The organism is Boseongicola sp. (assembly GCA_014075275.1).
GTDB lineage: Bacteria > Pseudomonadota > Alphaproteobacteria > Rhodobacterales > Rhodobacteraceae.
This window is the reverse complement of the sequence record CP046179.1, coordinates 3,187,752-3,202,202: the sequence shown is the minus strand read 5'-3', so window position 1 is coordinate 3,202,202 and position 14,451 is coordinate 3,187,752. Positions and strand designations below refer to the sequence as shown.

Sequence of the window (14,451 nt, the reverse complement as noted above, 5' to 3'; positions counted from 1 at the left end):
AACTCTAGCGTCGCCAAAATCGGAACACTTCATGACCCGCACCTCGCCCCACCTTCTGACGTTAATTTTGCTGACGGCGCTTTCGGTTGCGTCGCTCAACATGTTCTTGCCTTCGTTGGCAAACATCGCGGCCGATTTCGGTGTTGATTATGCGTTGGTAAGTTTTTCCGTCGCCGGGTTTCTTGGGGCAACAGCGTTGGTTCATCTGACAGCCGGACCGTTGGCCGACCGCTATGGACGGCGACCGGTCATTCTGGTTGCCATGACAGTTTTTGTTTTTGCCTCTGCCATCTGTTCGATTGCGGACAACATCTGGATTTTTCTGACCTTCCGAACCATCCAAAGCGCGGTGGCAGCAGGTGCAGCGCTGTCGCTGGCCATTGTGCGTGACACCACGTCAAAGGAGAAATCGGCGGGTCTGATCGGTTACATGAGTATGGTCATGGCTCTGGCCCCGATGTTGGGACCGGTATTAGGCGGCTTTCTGGACGCCGGATTTGGATGGCGATCCAATTTCTATCTCTATACCGGCTGTGGAGTTATGCTTCTGGCAATTTGCTGGTTCGATCTGGGAGAAACCCGCCCGAAGAACACTAAAGCCGCCCGTTCAGGCGCAGGCAATCTGTTGGTCCTGCTGAAAACATCCACGTTTCTGGCCTATGCGTTTTGCACCGCGTTTTCGACCGGAGCATTCTTTATCTTTCTGGCAGGTGCGCCCTTTGTTGCGGCTGAGACATTTGGGGTCGGCACGGCCAAACTGGGAATTTACATCGGAAGCATCACGGCCGGTTTTATGTTGGGCAGCTTTCTGGCCGGAAAGTTTGCTCCGCGATATCACCTGACAACCATGATGATTGCCGGACGTGTGGTGGCCTGTCTCGGTCTTGGTGTTGGATTAATCATCTTTCTTGCAGGTGTTCACTCGGCCTGGTTGTTTTTTGGCAGCACAATTTTTGTAGGTATCGGCAATGGGGTGACCATGCCTGGCAGCAATACCGGGGCAATCTCAGCGCGGGATGGTATGGCGGGCAGTGCCGCGGGGCTAAATGCCGCGCTGAATGTCGGCAGCGGAGCGGTTCTGACTTCGCTTACAGGGTTTGCATTGGGAATTGGAAATCCACCGGCGGTGTTGCTGATCTTGATGCTGGGGTCGAGTTTCGCCGGTTTACTGGCAGCGCTTTGGGCGCGGAGGCTGGATAGCGGTGAAAATGATGTCTTGCACGTTGGGTAGACTTTTGTAACTTAAGGGTTACCGTAACTTTTAAGTGACGCACAAAATGGCCCTGCCGAAGAAGACCAGCAATGCCGCGCTTGATGCGTTGGGAAATCCGCTTCGACGCGATATCGTGGCGCTTTTGGCCGACGGACCGAAAGCAGTGGGGGTGATTGCCAAGGCATTTCCAGTCAGCCGCCCGGCCATTTCCAAACATCTGCGCATTTTGCAGCAAGCTAGCATTATTTCGATGCAACCGGTTGGTAACCGGAACTATTATCAGTTGGAGCGAAACGGCTTTGACAGCGCGCAGGACTGGATGGGCCAGTTCTGGGGTGATGCATTGAATCGTTTCACCATGGTGGCTGAGAATACCTATCGCAGAGACGACGATGTCTGAGCCGTTTGTCATGGACGTGCAATTGCGGTGCCCGGTGGAACATGCTTTCGAGGCCTTCACCGGGATGATTGATCTGTGGTGGCCGAGGAGCCATCGAAAGTTTGCGGATTCTGTGCTGCGGTTGGAACCTAAGCTGGGCGGGCGTTTCTTAGAAGAGACCGCCAATGGCGAGAGCATGACCTTTGGCGAAGTTCTGCGGTGCGACCCCCCCAACGAGATTTGTCTGACCTGAAACCCCGGGCGGATCATTGGGCCGACCGAGGTGACGGTGACGTTTGAGGCTGAGGGCGCGCAAACGCGGGTGCGGGTGGTGCATGTCGAAGGGGATGCGGAATTGGGCGATCAGTGGGACAGCCGTGTCGCTTTGTTTTCTGGTGGCTGGAACGCGGCGTTACCGGCTTTGGCCGCCTTTGTTGAGGATGACTAGAGAGGACTTGGTATGGAACTGGATTTTGGCGGTCTGAACTGGCTGGCTGTATTGGTCTGCGTTGTGGTTGGGCAGATATTTCTGACGGTGTGGTTTGCGGTGATATTTGCCGACCCCTGGGCCAAGGCCTATGGCGCGGCGGACAAGACGCAGCATACGGCAGAGGTTCCAGCTTATACCTATGGGATCGGGCTTGGGTGCATGATCTTGTTGGTGGTCGGTCTGGCGCTGGTGCAGCGCGCGGTTGGTGTTGTTGGGGTTGGCGCGGGGCTTGGGTTTGGCGTTGTTGTCGCCGTTTGCTTTGCCGCTGCCACTGCCCTGCCAGGTTATGCATTTTTGAAACGTTATGAAGCCGCGAAACTGGCGATTGGCAGTCAGGTGGTGTTGATCGTGATCCTGTCGGTCATATTGGCGGTCTGGCAATAGGGTCTTCAGGTCACGGGACGGCGGTGGATCAAGCCCAGAAGCACACCGAACGCGGCAAACTGGATCAAGCTGGCGGTGCCTTCGACCAGCATCCATGCCGGGATTGAAGGCGCGATGTATTTCGACGGCTCAACGAGGACGATGTAGGCAGCAAGGAAGGCGCCGAACGCGGCGGCGGTTTTGAGGCCGTCGGCGATGGTGGCACCGGCCGGATAAAGGCGGTGCACTGCGAAGCTCATAATCAGGGCCTGCACCGCCATCGCGAGGAAGCCGAGCGGCAGGACCGGATCGGGGCGCATGAATGTGATGGCGGCGAAGTGGTCGACGTTGATCACGAAGTGTGAGGTGCCTTGCACGGCGAAAGACACCGCCACGAAGGCAAGGATTGTCAGGGCGTGGCGCATCACAGGTTACATGTTCTGGCCGCGTTTCCAGAGCGCTATGGGAGCGCCGCCGGGGTCGGTCAGAAAGGTGGCGGTTCCTGCGGGTCCATCGAGATTGGCCGCAACCACATTGGCCCCGAGCGCACTGACTTTGGCGACTTCAGCCTCCAGATCGTCAACCTCGATATAGGGCACCCAGCCGCTGATATCCTTCATGGCATCACAGGCGGCGGCGAAGGGCAGTTCGCCGTCGCCCGTCAGAAATGTCATGGGGCCGATATTGTTTTCGGACCAGCCGAAAGCCTTACCCAGGAACGAGGCGGTTTCATCGCGATTGCTACCGATGTTGTCGAACCAGACGAAGGGGGTGGGCATGGTGAACTCCATTTCACTTGTTTTTTGCAAGTAGATTTTTAGCAACCCAACTTGTAAATTGCAAGTGGAATGAAATCGCCTATGTTTCTCTCATGACAAAACCTGACAAAATCAGCTGGGGCGGATGCCCGGTGCGCTATGCGGCGGGCATCTTTGGCGACAAGTGGTGCTTTGTGCTGCTGCGCGATGTTCTGCTGCATGGAAAGCGGTATTACGGTGATTTTCTGGGGTCCGAAGAAGGGATCTCGACCAATATTCTGGCGGATCGTCTGGCGCGGCTGGAAGCGGACGGGATGCTGAGTCGTCATGTGGACCAGCAGAAGAAAAGCAAAATTGTTTATCTGCCGACGGCGAAGGCGCGGGCGTTGTTGCCTGCTTTTCTGGGCATGATGGTCTGGTCGACCGAGTATGACACCGAAACGGAAGCACCGGACACATTTGCCGCCGCTTATCGGGATGATCCGAAGGCGGCGGTGGCCTGGTATGAGACCGAGATTGATCGGGTGAACACAGCAATCGGGGCGGCCTGAGTGCGACCGCCCAGACCAGTTAGTTGATCCGATAGGATGCTTGTGGCGTGATGCGGTATACCTTGTCAGTCAAATCATGCTGTTTCATAAAGCGAGCAATCGAGCTGAAGGTCGCCGTGGCAACTGTGCTGCCGTGATCCGATGTCGTCAGCGCCTGCGAGGCGACCGGGGCAAAGGCGCGCTTTAACCCACCAAGACGGATCACCTGAGGATCGAAATGCGCGTTGATGTTGGCCTTGATCTGGGCGCGGTTGCTGGTGCCGTAGAGACTGGCCATCAACACATCCAGCGTATGCTCGGTGCAATTTTGGAACCGCATGTTATCGGGGTTGGCCAACACGGAATACTTGGCGTTATGCAGCGCTGAATACGTCGGGCTGGTAATAACGTTCAGAAGCTTCTGTTGCAGGCGCACGTCGGGGATGATGATGCCTGCATCAAGTTTCTGCGCACCTGCGAAGAAATCAGCGGGGGTGTCCTGTACCAGACGACTGCGGGTTTTATCGTCAGCCAGTTGATACAGGTTATAGATGTTATAACCGCGCCCTTTGGAACCATCCGCCAGGGTGATGTCGGAATAAACCCAGAACCCAAGGTGGGTATAGCGCACGCCCTGCGGCAGAGATTTAGGGTCGCGACCTGTTCGGGCAACGATGGCAACGTGCGCCCCGCGCGCGGCCAGGTCTTTTTGCACACGGTTTGAAAACTGGGCGACTAAATGTTGCGACAGGATTGGTTTGCCGGCCTCGCTGCTGCCAGCCGTCGCAACGGCTGGCATGAGAGCAACAAGGGCGGCGATGAAGAGAGCGGCGATGCGTTTCATGGGTTTGGTCCTTGTTCGATTACAGGTTTAGTCCAGCGTCGGCGCGCCATCGGCTGCAATACCAGTGACAATGACGCCGTTGTTGATCACCACGGGCGCAGGCACCGCGTTGGCCATATCGGATCCGAGATGCAGAGCGCCCTCGCCCACAACTTCCAATGCCGCACCGGTGACGGTGATTGCGGCCCCAACTGCGATGACCGGCACGGCGACTGCTGTTGAGACGCCGGATGCGACAGCCGATACGCCGTGGGCCGAGGCTGCGGCACTGTGGTCGCCTGCCGCGGCAGAGTGTTGACCGCTGGCACCAGCAAACGCGGGCGAAACGGCAAGGGCTGCAACGGCAGCGGCGGCAAAAGTTCGTTTCAACATTGGTCTTTCCTTCATTTTGTGAACAACGTTCATGACAATTAGGAAGGAGAGATCGATTCGTCAACACTTTTCATGAACATTGTTCAAATAAAGTGTTGGACGGATTTGGGAGATGCCGCAGGAACTGCAGAGAAACCCTTTGCCGTGCTGGCCCGGCTGCCTTAGCAGAGGCCTGTTATCACTTGCCAAGGAGTGGGATGGTGTTGCGTTGGGCGATATTGGGAACCGGGTTTATCTCGAACACTGTTGCGGAGGCGATTGCGCAAAGTGAGGGATCAGAGCTGGCTGCGGTCGCCGGGCGTTCGACAGCGCGCGCAGAGGCTTTCGCCGTGAACCACGGGATCGCGAAGGTTTTCGGTGATTATGATGCCGTTTTGGCAGACCCGAACATCGACGTGGTCTACATCGGATTGCCGAACCACGCGCATTTGCCAATGGTCGCTGCCGCCGCAAGCGCCGGGAAAGCGATCCTGTCCGAGAAGTCACTCACAGTCACTCATGGCGACGCCGTAGACCTAATCGACCGGGTTCGGTCGGCGGGCGTGTTTTTCGTCGAGGGCCTGATGTATCTCAGCCATCCGATTTACTCTGCTTTGGGCGAAGTTCTTGCCGATGGTCGTTTGGGCACAGTGCGGTCAGTCAACGGTATCTATGCCGCCGACATCAAAGACGTGGTAAACCCGGCGGGCGGCGGTACACTCTATAACCTTGGGTGCTATCCCGCTTCGCTTTTGCATTTCGTGATGCAATCGTCCTTCGGAGAGGATGCCTTTTCCGCCCGCAGGGTGACGGCGACGGGCAATCTGAATTCCGAACGCAACATCTGCGATACGGCGATTTCGGTCCGGTTCGAAAACGGCACCCTGGCAACGCTGCAATCAACCGACAGCTACGGCATGCACCACAGTTTCGAGATTGTCGGCGAATTGGGATCGCTGCGGTTTGCAACCAATCCCTGGCTGCCGGTTGGTGGCGAGAACGTTCTGGAAGTGCGCGAACACAAGAAACCGGTTGAGCGGGTTGTCGTATCTGATGGGTTGGATGCTTTTGCCCACCAGGTTCGGATGGTCGAGCGGTGCCTAGCAAGTGGCGAGTTGGAGGCTCCTCGTCCTTCGCCACGATGGAAAGACTCGCTTGAGATCATGGCGTTTCTGAACGAATGGGAGGCTGCCGCGCGCGGCTGACCTCTGACCTTTGGCCTTGACGGCCCTGCCCGCCTTGGTGGAACCTTGCCATTAGGTAAGGCCGGACCATTTGATCAGGCCAAGGGGGACTTTTCATGACCGATTTCCTGATGCTGGCGTTTGTTTTTCTGGTGGCTGGTGTCGCCTCGGTTCCGATAGCCTCGCGGTTGGGGTTGGGCTCGGTCCTGGGGTATCTGATTGCCGGGATCCTGATCAGCCCGATTTTGGCCTTGTTGAACGTCGATGTGATTTCGATCCAGCATTTTGCCGAGTTCGGTGTGGTCATGATGCTGTTTCTGGTCGGGCTTGAGCTGGAACCCAAGCACTTGTGGTCGATGCGGCGGCAAATCTTGGGCCTTGGCGGCGGGCAGGTTTTGATCACGACGGCGATCGTAATGCTGGCCGCCATGTTGTTTGGGCAGGTTTGGAGTATTGCGCTGGCCATCGGGTTGGTGTTGGCGCTGTCGTCGACGGCTATCGTGCTGCAAACGTTGAATGAAAAGGGGCTAATGAAGTCCGACGGGGGGCAGTCGAGCTTTTCGATCCTGCTGACCCAGGACATTGCCGTGATCCCCATTCTGGCGCTGGTGCCATTGCTGGCGATGCCGGGCCTGATGGATGGCGCCATGGCTGTAGACACCCATGGCGTTGCTGAAGTGCATGCAACTGAAACTGTTGCGGCGGATGGTCATGGCGACGCCGCCAATAGTGATGCCCACGGTGAGGATGATCATGGCGACGATAGCCATGGGTCGTCGATGAGTTTGGTGGACGGGTTGAACGGCTGGCAAACGGCGTTGGTGACGCTTGCCGCAATTGCCGCCGTGATCCTTGGCGGGAACTTCCTGACGACGCCTTTGTTCCGGTTCATCGCGGTGGCGCAGTTGCGCGAATTGTTTGTCGCGACCGCCCTGATGATGGTCGTCGGAATTGCACTATTGATGTCTTTGGTCGGGTTGTCCCCGGCTCTGGGAACATTCCTTGCGGGCGTGGTTCTGGCCAACAGCGACTACCGCCACGAGTTGGAATCCGACATTGATCCGTTCCGGGGGTTGCTGTTGGGGCTGTTTTTCATGACCGTCGGCGCGGGCATCAACTTTGGGCTGTTGTTCAGTTCGTTGGGTGCAACGCTTGGGCTAACGCTTGGATTGATATTGCTGAAGGGCACCGTGTTGTTCGTGCTGGGCACGATCTTCGCGTTGCGCGGCACGGACCGCTGGCTGATGACATTGGGACTGGCGCAGGCGGGTGAGTTTGGCTTTGTGCTGTTGTCGTTCACGGTGGCCAATTCGGTCATTCCAACCTCGGTTGCTGATCAGTTGCTGTTGGTCATCGCGCTTTCGATGCTTCTGACCCCGGCTTTGTTCATTCTTTACGACAAAGTGATCGCGCCAAAGTTTACCGGTCTGGATGAAGAGCGTGACGAGGACGAGATCGAAGAAGCGGGCGACATTATAATCGCAGGCTTTGGCAGGGTTGGCACGGTGATTGACCGTATGTTGGGGTCGGCTGGTTACAATACCACCGTGATCGACTTTAGCTCGGAACAAATCGACAATCTAAGAGTGTTCGGCGCACGGGCCTATTACGGCGATGCGACAAGGCCCGACCTGCTGAACGCCGCAGGAATTGCCAACGCGAAAATTCTTGTCGTTGCAATTGACGACGAAGAGAGGGCGACCGAGTTAACTCGCTATGCTGTGCAGACGTTCCCCGATCTGCACGTTATCGCGCGGGCGCGGAACCGGCACCATGTGTATCACCTGTGGGCGGTTGGATGCCGCGATATCATTCGCGAAACCTATGATAGTTCGATCCGCATGGGGCGTTCCGCATTTGAGGCGATGGGCGTGGACAAGGATAAGGCCGAGGCGATGGCCGATGCCTTTGACCGGATGGATCGCAAGTCGATGATCGAAGTTGCGGATGTCTATGATCTGGAAATCCCGCCGACCGAAAACGAAGCCTATATCGCCCGCGTTCAGGAAATTCGAGGTCCCTGGCAGGACCAGTTGGGCAAGGAGATGTCGGATATTCGATCCGGAAATATTGAGTCCGAGGATGAAGACGCGAAATGACCGGGATTGCGGTCTGCAAGTCGTGAAAGCAAGGATAGTGATTCAAATACCGGAAATCGCAGGAGACTGTCATGTTGCCTGATTTGGAGACGGCCCGTCGCATCGCGCAAGCGCATTGCGCCGCTTGGACAAGCCGCGAGCCGGACGCCGTTGCGAACCGGTACGCCGAGCAGACAACAATGGGCATGAATGGCAACGATCCGATGACCAGCAAGGCCGAGATTGCCGAAATGGCGGGCGCATTCATGGCAGATTTCCCAGACCTCACTCTATCGCTGGACAGCGTCTTAGTTGCCGGCCGTCACATGATCTATGCTTGGACTTTCGAAGGTCACCACAAAGAATCCTTCAATCCGGTTTGCTTTTCGGGTTGGGAAGAATGGGATCTGGATGACGATCTGAAAGTGACCAAATCGCTGGGCTGGTATGATGTGGCCGACTACGAACGCCAGGTGGCAGGCACATGAAGTCCCAAAACGCATGTTAAAGCCCGGCGCTGTGCCCAGCCTGAACCAAGCCAAATCGACATCGACCATCCGCCTTGCCAGTTTAGCAGTTGTCGCCGGTGGCGCATTGTGGGGTCTGTATTGGGTGCCAATTCGGATGTTCGAGGAACTGGGGCTGACGGGTGTTTGGCCGGGCTTGGTTATTTATGTCGCGGCCCTAGCAATTATCGCGCCATTCGCTTTTGCCGTTAAATTCCCGACAGTGTCCAAGTGGCAGTTCGCGTGGGTTGGTCTTTTGACAGGAGCAGCATTTACCTTTTATGGCACCGCGATCACTTTGACGGACGTTTTGCGGGCGTTGCTGCTATTTTATCTGACACCCGTATGGGGAACGGCAATCGGGGTGATGTTCCTTGGAGAACGCCTGACGCTTGCGCGCGTGCTTGCTATCTTGATGGCCTTTGGCGGATTGTTTGCGGTTGTCGGATGTGGCAGCCGGTCCGGTTTCAACCTTGGCGATGTTCTGGCCCTGGCGTCCGGGATTTTTTGGGCCATTGGATCGTATAAGATCTATAAGGTTGGCAATATTCCACCCATTCATCTGACCCTTGCCTTCCTTGTCGGAAGCATTGTTGTGACGTTTGTGTTGCTGCTTGTGGCGGGTGACACGCTTGGATCGCGTACCGAATTCCCTCCTATTCAGGACCTTTGGCTTTATGCAGTGCTCTCGGGGTTGTTTGCGGTTCCGATGATCCTGCTGACCATGTGGCCGGCGTCGATCTTAACACCCGGCCGCATGGGGATCTTGTTGATGAGTGAAGTTGTCGTCGGAATTGGATCCGTCGCGCTTTTGGCCGGTGAGCCGTTCGGTCCATTCGAAGCGTTGGGGGCCGCGTTGATTCTGGGGGCGTCTCTGACCGAAGTGATAGGGAACCGGTCTTAGGCCGCCAGCCCTTTCGAACCGATCTCAAGGAACTTTTTGCGGCGGTCGTTGCGCACCTCATCCCGCGACATACCTGTCAGGCCCTTGATCATGTCTTCGATGCAAAGCCCAACCGACGCGATGGTCGATGCGCTGTCGCGTTGCGCGCCGCCGACAGGTTCGGCGATGATGCGGTCGGTAACGCCCAGTTTGTGAAGGTCTTGTGCGGTCAGACGCAGGGCTTCGGCGGCTTCGCGCATTTTCTCGGCGTCTTTCCACAAGATCGAGGCGCAGCCTTCGGGTGAAATGACAGAGTAGACCGAGTGCTCCAGCATCGCGACACGGTTGGCGGTGGCAAAGGCAACGGCGCCGCCGGAGCCGCCTTCGCCGATGATGACAGAGACCATGGGAACCCCAAGGCTGAGGCATTTTTCGGTGCTGCGCGCGATGGCTTCGGATTGGCCGCGTTCTTCGGCCCCTTTGCCGGGGTATGCGCCCGGAGTATCGACGAGAGTCACTACGGGCACGTTGAAACGGTCGGCAAGATCCATCAGGCGGATAGCTTTGCGGTACCCTTCCGGTCTTGCCATGCCGAAATTGCGTTCGATCCGGGAATTGGTGTCATTGCCCTTTTCGTGGCCCATGACCATGACGGGCATGTCGTTCAGGCGTGCAAGGCCGCCCATCACCGCCTGATCGTCAGCAAAATTCCGATCACCGGCAAGGGGGGTATATTCGGTGAAAAGCGCGTCGATATAGTCTTTGCAATGGGGACGGTTCGGGTGACGGGCAACGAGGCATTTCCGCCATGGGCTGAGGTCTTTGTAGAGGTCTTTCAGAAGCTGCGCGGCCTTTTTATCCAGCGCTGCGGCTTCTTTTTCGACGTCCATTTCTTCGTTGGCGCGGGCCATGGCGCGCAGCTCTTCGGCTTTGCCTTCGATCTCGGCAAGGGGCTTTTCGAACTCGAGGTAGCTTTGCATGATCGTCCCTGCTTTGGGTGTTCGGATCTATATGACTGCGACCGACACATTCTGCAAGTTTCGTCGCGATGCGAAGCACCAGAGGCTAGAAAAATGGATCAGGGGACGGTTGCGCTGTAGAGATGTATGGTCGCAGGGATTTGGGCGGTGCCGTTTACTTCAGTCTTGCTGACGGCGGATTTGATTTCGCTGCGAATGGACTCGATCTGGGCGGCATCAGCATCAAACATGGAAATTATGCGCGCGGCGGGACCGACCCGGAGGGACAGGTTCGCTGCGCCTTCAGCGCCGCCATCGTGCTGAAGGGTTATTTCAGTGACTTCACAACGAGGCTCAATGAGACCGGCGGCGCGAAAGTGGTTGAGGGACCATTCAATATCGGAAAGACCCATGGGTCCTGGAGCGTGGGGCGACGTTTTGGGAGGCAACCCGAGATGATTGCTGGCGATACGGTTGGGCATATGCCACCAGAGATTGACGGCACTTGGGGCCCAGGCTGCGAAAACTATCCGCCCGCCGGGTTTCAGCGCACGGGCAATATTTGCAAATGCCGCTGTGGGGTTGGCGAAGAACATCACACCGAAGCGCGAGATTGCCGCATCAAACTCAGATTGTGGCCATTCTGCCGTCTCGGCATCGGCAAGGTGAGTCGTGATTTGCGGCAAAGACCCAGCGCGTTCGCTAGTCCGTCGCAGGAGAGGGGCGGAAATATCGGTGGCCAGCACCTGCCCGGAAGCGCCGACAGATTTCGCGGCCTCGAGGGACAAGGAGCCAGTGCCGCAACCGATATCCAGAATTCTTTCCCCCGGAGACAGGCATGCAGCGGCAAGAACGGCTTTGCTGGCGGCGGCAAGAAGGTGATCCTGCTCCTGTTCGTTGGTGATCCAGCTAAGCCCCGAACGGCCGTTCCAGAATTCTGCCTGATCGGTATTCGGAAAATCTGTCATACTGTCTTTCTAGAATGGGCTTTGTCATCATCTGGAATTGAACCAATCACGGCTTGGGCGGTCGCTTCAAGTCTATTTGATCTGGCGCAATGTTCCGTGGGTCAAGTTGCGATAGGGCCTGAACGCACCAGACACGTCGCGAGGTCAGAACATGCTCGATATCTCAACTGCCAAGATCGTCCGCGTAATTTTTCTTGCGCGGGAATATGGACCTGACGGTGCCCAGCTAAAGGACTACGTCAGCGGGCTGAACGATGATGAGAAAGTCAGCCTGGTGTCGTTGATGTGGGTTGGGCGCGAGACATATTTGCCAGCGGAACTTGCCGTTGCAAAGACCCATGCGCGCGTCGATGCGACTGCGCCGACTGAACAGTATCTTTCTGGTATTCCCGGCTTGCCGGAGTATCTGGAAGCAGGGATGGAGGCGCTTGGCATAGATGTATCCGAGGCCGAGGATCACATGTAGTCCTTGTCAGTCAGTGTAGTGTTCCGCCACGAATTCAGTGCGCGGCACGCCGGGCCAGTGGATAACGGCGTCTTTGAATGCCGGACGTTGGAAAGCGCGGTTGGTATAAGCAGCAACATTAGGGCGCGCCCGGTCGTTCAGGGGATGATCTCCGTTCCAGGCGAATGCCATTCCGATCCATTTCATTCGAAATAATGAGACGGCCCAGACGACATCGGCCATGGTGAAACTATCGCCACAGGTGAATGGGCGATCATCGTCGAGGCGAGTATCGAGAGCGGCGACAATGGCGAGCATTTCAGCGACGGCTGCCTCCATTTTTGCAGGCGTGGTCACGAAGTCCCGACCGGACAGCTCTTTGGCGATCTTGGCGTCGTAGGCCGCAACCAGTGTAGGATCATCGCTGGATGCATTCCGCGCCGTCTTGATCTTGGCGATCTTGCGGTCATGGACGCCAGGCATGTTCTTTTTAAGACGTTCCGGTCGGAAATCGTGCTGAGGATGGCCGCCATAAAGAATTGCGACATGGGGGGTGGCATCGACTGCTGCAATTTCTGTCAGGATATCGGCTGCCAAATCTCGTGGGATCAGGTGACCGCCAGTTACGGCGTCGATGTGACGACAAATGACTGCACTGTCTGCAACGACCTTCCCGGCGTGATGGTCGACCAGGGTTGGAACAACTGCCGGGTCAAACCCTTCGGTGGCAACACTGGAGCGGCCCGTATAGCCGGTGGCGAAACCCTGACCAGGACCAGCGAGCAGACGCAGGCGCACATAACCCGGATCGTAATTGCCCAGTAGCGGCATGTTGAGGTTGAGGTCATGTGCCAAATAGGTGGCTTCAGTTTCGGCCAAACAATAGCGCACCTTTTGCGAGCAGAGCGACAAGGCGAAATGGTAAATCTCGAAGCGGGGATCACCAGTGCCGACCTGACGGTTCTTGTCAGGGTCAGTCAGCGGTGCGTTTGCGGCAGCGACAAATGCGGGGAGATCGGTAGGCATTGGTGGCTCCTACAGGTCGCGTTCGGTGCCGGTATCGACAACCTGGGCAGCCTGAAAACTGGGACGCTGTTTCATGCGCGCGTAGTAGTCTTCAAGCGCAGTATCGGCCCACCAGCCCTGAAGTCCATGGATGGTGAAACGGGCAATGGCGGCGGTCGCAAAACAATCGGCAAGGGAATGGGTATCGCCGGCAAGATAAGGTTGATCGACAAGAGATGATGCCATGCGGTCTATAAGATCGCGAGTGGCGTCGAGGTGGGTTTGGACGCCTTCGGGATCGCGCAGCAGGTCCTGAAACCGCTTGTTGCCTTCGATGCGGGTGGCAAGTGTTTCGGCCGCATCAGGTCGTTTGGCTGCGAGTTCAGTCAGGAACGTGCCGCGGGCGACAATCTGCGGCGCGGTGCCATCCGCTTCCAGTCGCTTTCGGTACATCAACACGCCATAGTGCAGCGCCATGATGTCCTTCAGCCAGCTGGCCATGGTTGCATCCCCTGACAGATCGGGGCCGTCCATTTGCTGCAAACGGTGAACGATGCGGATTGTGTCAGTCACCACCTCGTTACCCATTTGCAGAGTCGGCACCACGGCCTTGGGGTTAAGGGCCATATACCAGGGTTCGAACTGTTCGTTCGTATCCATGATGTCGATTTGGCGGCGTGTGAAACTCAAGCCTTTTTCGCACAGCGCCAGCCGGGCCATCTGCGAACAGATCGAGCTTTTGTGGTCGTAGAGGGTGATATCGGTCATTTTGGCACGGTAGGCCGAATTGCAAACGCACGATACCGGCAAAGTCGCGCGGTGACGGTGTGTCAGCGCACAATGCTGCAACTGACATGACTTGTCAGTTGGGGTGCGTGACGTGGTAGGTGCAGCGCGTTAGGGTTGGTGCATGGCTGATCCGATTGACGACAAGACCCGCTGCTTTGGCTCCCACACCGAGCTTTATGCGCACTACCACGATACCGAGTGGGGGGTGCCCGTGCATGACGATCAGATGTTGTTCGAAATGCTGATACTAGAGGGCGCGCACGCGGGCTTGTCGTGGGAAACCATCCTGAAAAAGCGCGAGGGATATCGCGAGGTTTACCACGGTTTTGATATTGGCCGTGTTGCTTCGATGAACGACGATGAATTGGCCGAGGCACTGACCAACCCTGCTATTGTGCGACACCGCCAGAAAGTACCGGCAGCACGCAAGAACGCGCAGGTTTTCATGGCGATGCAGGAAGAGTTCGGGTCATTTTCAGACTGGCTGTGGGGGCATGTGGATGGCGAAACTCTGGTCGGAAACTGGCCCAGCGCTGCCGATATTCCTGCGTCTACGCCCTTGTCGGATGCTATTTCAAAAGACCTGAAAAAGCGCGGCATGTCATTTGTGGGAACGACCATTATTTATGCCTATTTGCAGGCGGTTGGTGTGGTGAACGACCATCATAAGGGGTGCTGGCGCTGGGGCGCTTGAGTTAGGGTGCAA

General features: G+C 56.9%; 20 protein-coding genes. 12 read left to right on the top strand and 8 right to left on the bottom strand.

The genetic code is table 11. The features are described 5' to 3' along the window. Window positions 1-31: 31 nt before the first annotated feature. From GKR98_16030 to GKR98_16010, 5 genes are read left to right on the top strand one after another with little or no spacing between them, the layout of a single operon-like run. Window positions 32-1,231 carry a Bcr/CflA family efflux MFS transporter gene (locus GKR98_16030; protein ID QMU59556.1) on the top strand — a complete coding sequence of 400 codons (1,200 nt, stop codon included), beginning with the start codon at window positions 32-34 and terminating at the stop codon, window positions 1,229-1,231. 46 nt (window positions 1,232-1,277) lie between these two features. Continuing rightward, window positions 1,278-1,613 (top strand): metalloregulator ArsR/SmtB family transcription factor, encoded by a 336-nt coding sequence (locus tag GKR98_16025; GenBank protein QMU59555.1) that lies wholly within the window; start codon window positions 1,278-1,280, stop codon window positions 1,611-1,613. Further along, window positions 1,606-1,845, top strand: a complete 240-nt coding sequence (locus tag GKR98_16020) for a hypothetical protein (protein QMU59554.1) — start codon at window positions 1,606-1,608, stop codon at window positions 1,843-1,845. Before GKR98_16025 ends, GKR98_16020 begins: the two co-directional genes overlap by 8 nt. Before the next feature lie 12 nt (window positions 1,846-1,857). Next, window positions 1,858-2,040, top strand: coding sequence for a hypothetical protein (locus tag GKR98_16015; GenBank protein ID QMU59553.1), 183 nt, complete (start codon window positions 1,858-1,860; stop codon window positions 2,038-2,040). Between the two features lie 12 nt (window positions 2,041-2,052). Beyond that, on the top strand, window positions 2,053-2,466 hold the full coding sequence (locus GKR98_16010; GenBank protein ID QMU59552.1) for a DUF1761 family protein: 414 nt from the start codon (window positions 2,053-2,055) through the stop codon (window positions 2,464-2,466). Between the two features lie 5 nt (window positions 2,467-2,471). Here GKR98_16010 and GKR98_16005 read toward each other — a convergent pair whose 3' ends face one another. Next, entirely contained in the window at window positions 2,472-2,870 is a 399-nt protein-coding gene (locus GKR98_16005; protein QMU59551.1) for a hypothetical protein, read from the bottom strand. Between the two features lie 6 nt (window positions 2,871-2,876). Then, on the bottom strand, window positions 2,877-3,236 hold the full coding sequence (locus GKR98_16000; GenBank protein ID QMU59550.1) for a hypothetical protein: 360 nt from the start codon (window positions 3,234-3,236) through the stop codon (window positions 2,877-2,879). Between the two features lie 80 nt (window positions 3,237-3,316). Between GKR98_16000 and GKR98_15995 the strand changes: the two genes are divergently transcribed. After that, on the top strand, window positions 3,317-3,754 hold the full coding sequence (locus GKR98_15995) for a transcriptional regulator (protein QMU59549.1): 438 nt from the start codon (window positions 3,317-3,319) through the stop codon (window positions 3,752-3,754). Between the two features lie 19 nt (window positions 3,755-3,773). Here GKR98_15995 and GKR98_15990 read toward each other — a convergent pair whose 3' ends face one another. Both GKR98_15990 and GKR98_15985 read right to left on the bottom strand, forming a co-directional pair. Further along, on the bottom strand, window positions 3,774-4,577 hold the full coding sequence (locus GKR98_15990; protein QMU59548.1) for a DUF2145 domain-containing protein: 804 nt from the start codon (window positions 4,575-4,577) through the stop codon (window positions 3,774-3,776). A 27-nt stretch (window positions 4,578-4,604) separates the two neighbouring features. Beyond that, on the bottom strand, window positions 4,605-4,949 hold the full coding sequence (locus GKR98_15985) for a hypothetical protein (GenBank protein ID QMU59547.1): 345 nt from the start codon (window positions 4,947-4,949) through the stop codon (window positions 4,605-4,607). A 200-nt stretch (window positions 4,950-5,149) separates the two neighbouring features. Here GKR98_15985 and GKR98_15980 point away from each other — a divergent pair, with 200 nt between their 5' ends. The 4 genes from GKR98_15980 (at window position 5,150) to GKR98_15965 (ending at window position 9,600) form a co-directional block, all read left to right on the top strand. After that, window positions 5,150-6,133: a gfo/Idh/MocA family oxidoreductase gene (locus tag GKR98_15980; protein ID QMU59546.1), complete on the top strand. Its 984-nt coding sequence runs from the start codon at window positions 5,150-5,152 to the stop codon at window positions 6,131-6,133. Between the two features lie 95 nt (window positions 6,134-6,228). Continuing rightward, window positions 6,229-8,211, top strand: a complete 1,983-nt coding sequence (locus GKR98_15975) for a potassium transporter (protein QMU59545.1) — start codon at window positions 6,229-6,231, stop codon at window positions 8,209-8,211. A gap of 71 nt (window positions 8,212-8,282) precedes the next feature. Further along, a complete protein-coding gene (locus GKR98_15970; protein ID QMU59544.1) occupies window positions 8,283-8,678 on the top strand; it encodes a hypothetical protein in 396 nt (131 codons plus the stop codon). Further along, window positions 8,638-9,600, top strand: a complete 963-nt coding sequence (locus GKR98_15965) for an EamA family transporter (GenBank protein ID QMU59543.1) — start codon at window positions 8,638-8,640, stop codon at window positions 9,598-9,600. Before GKR98_15970 ends, GKR98_15965 begins: the two co-directional genes overlap by 41 nt. Here the strand turns inward: GKR98_15965 and GKR98_15960 are convergent. Further along, window positions 9,597-10,559, bottom strand: coding sequence for an acetyl-CoA carboxylase carboxyltransferase subunit alpha (locus GKR98_15960; GenBank protein QMU59542.1), 963 nt, complete (start codon window positions 10,557-10,559; stop codon window positions 9,597-9,599). The two genes, GKR98_15965 and GKR98_15960, sit on opposite strands and share 4 nt — an antisense overlap. Before the next feature lie 98 nt (window positions 10,560-10,657). Next, window positions 10,658-11,506 carry a methyltransferase domain-containing protein gene (locus tag GKR98_15955; protein ID QMU59541.1) on the bottom strand — a complete coding sequence of 283 codons (849 nt, stop codon included), beginning with the start codon at window positions 11,504-11,506 and terminating at the stop codon, window positions 10,658-10,660. A gap of 151 nt (window positions 11,507-11,657) precedes the next feature. Between GKR98_15955 and GKR98_15950 the strand changes: the two genes are divergently transcribed. Next, window positions 11,658-11,972 carry a DUF3775 domain-containing protein gene (locus GKR98_15950; protein ID QMU59540.1) on the top strand — a complete coding sequence of 105 codons (315 nt, stop codon included), beginning with the start codon at window positions 11,658-11,660 and terminating at the stop codon, window positions 11,970-11,972. 6 nt (window positions 11,973-11,978) lie between these two features. Here the strand turns inward: GKR98_15950 and GKR98_15945 are convergent, their stop codons facing one another. Beyond that, window positions 11,979-12,977, bottom strand: a complete 999-nt coding sequence (locus GKR98_15945) for a glutathione S-transferase family protein (GenBank protein ID QMU59539.1) — start codon at window positions 12,975-12,977, stop codon at window positions 11,979-11,981. A gap of 9 nt (window positions 12,978-12,986) precedes the next feature. Further along, window positions 12,987-13,724: a hypothetical protein gene (locus GKR98_15940; protein QMU59538.1), complete on the bottom strand. Its 738-nt coding sequence runs from the start codon at window positions 13,722-13,724 to the stop codon at window positions 12,987-12,989. A gap of 154 nt (window positions 13,725-13,878) precedes the next feature. Between GKR98_15940 and GKR98_15935 the strand changes: the two genes are divergently transcribed. Further along, a complete protein-coding gene (locus GKR98_15935) occupies window positions 13,879-14,439 on the top strand; it encodes a DNA-3-methyladenine glycosylase I (protein QMU60141.1) in 561 nt (186 codons plus the stop codon). The last annotated feature ends 12 nt before the right edge of the window (window positions 14,440-14,451 follow it).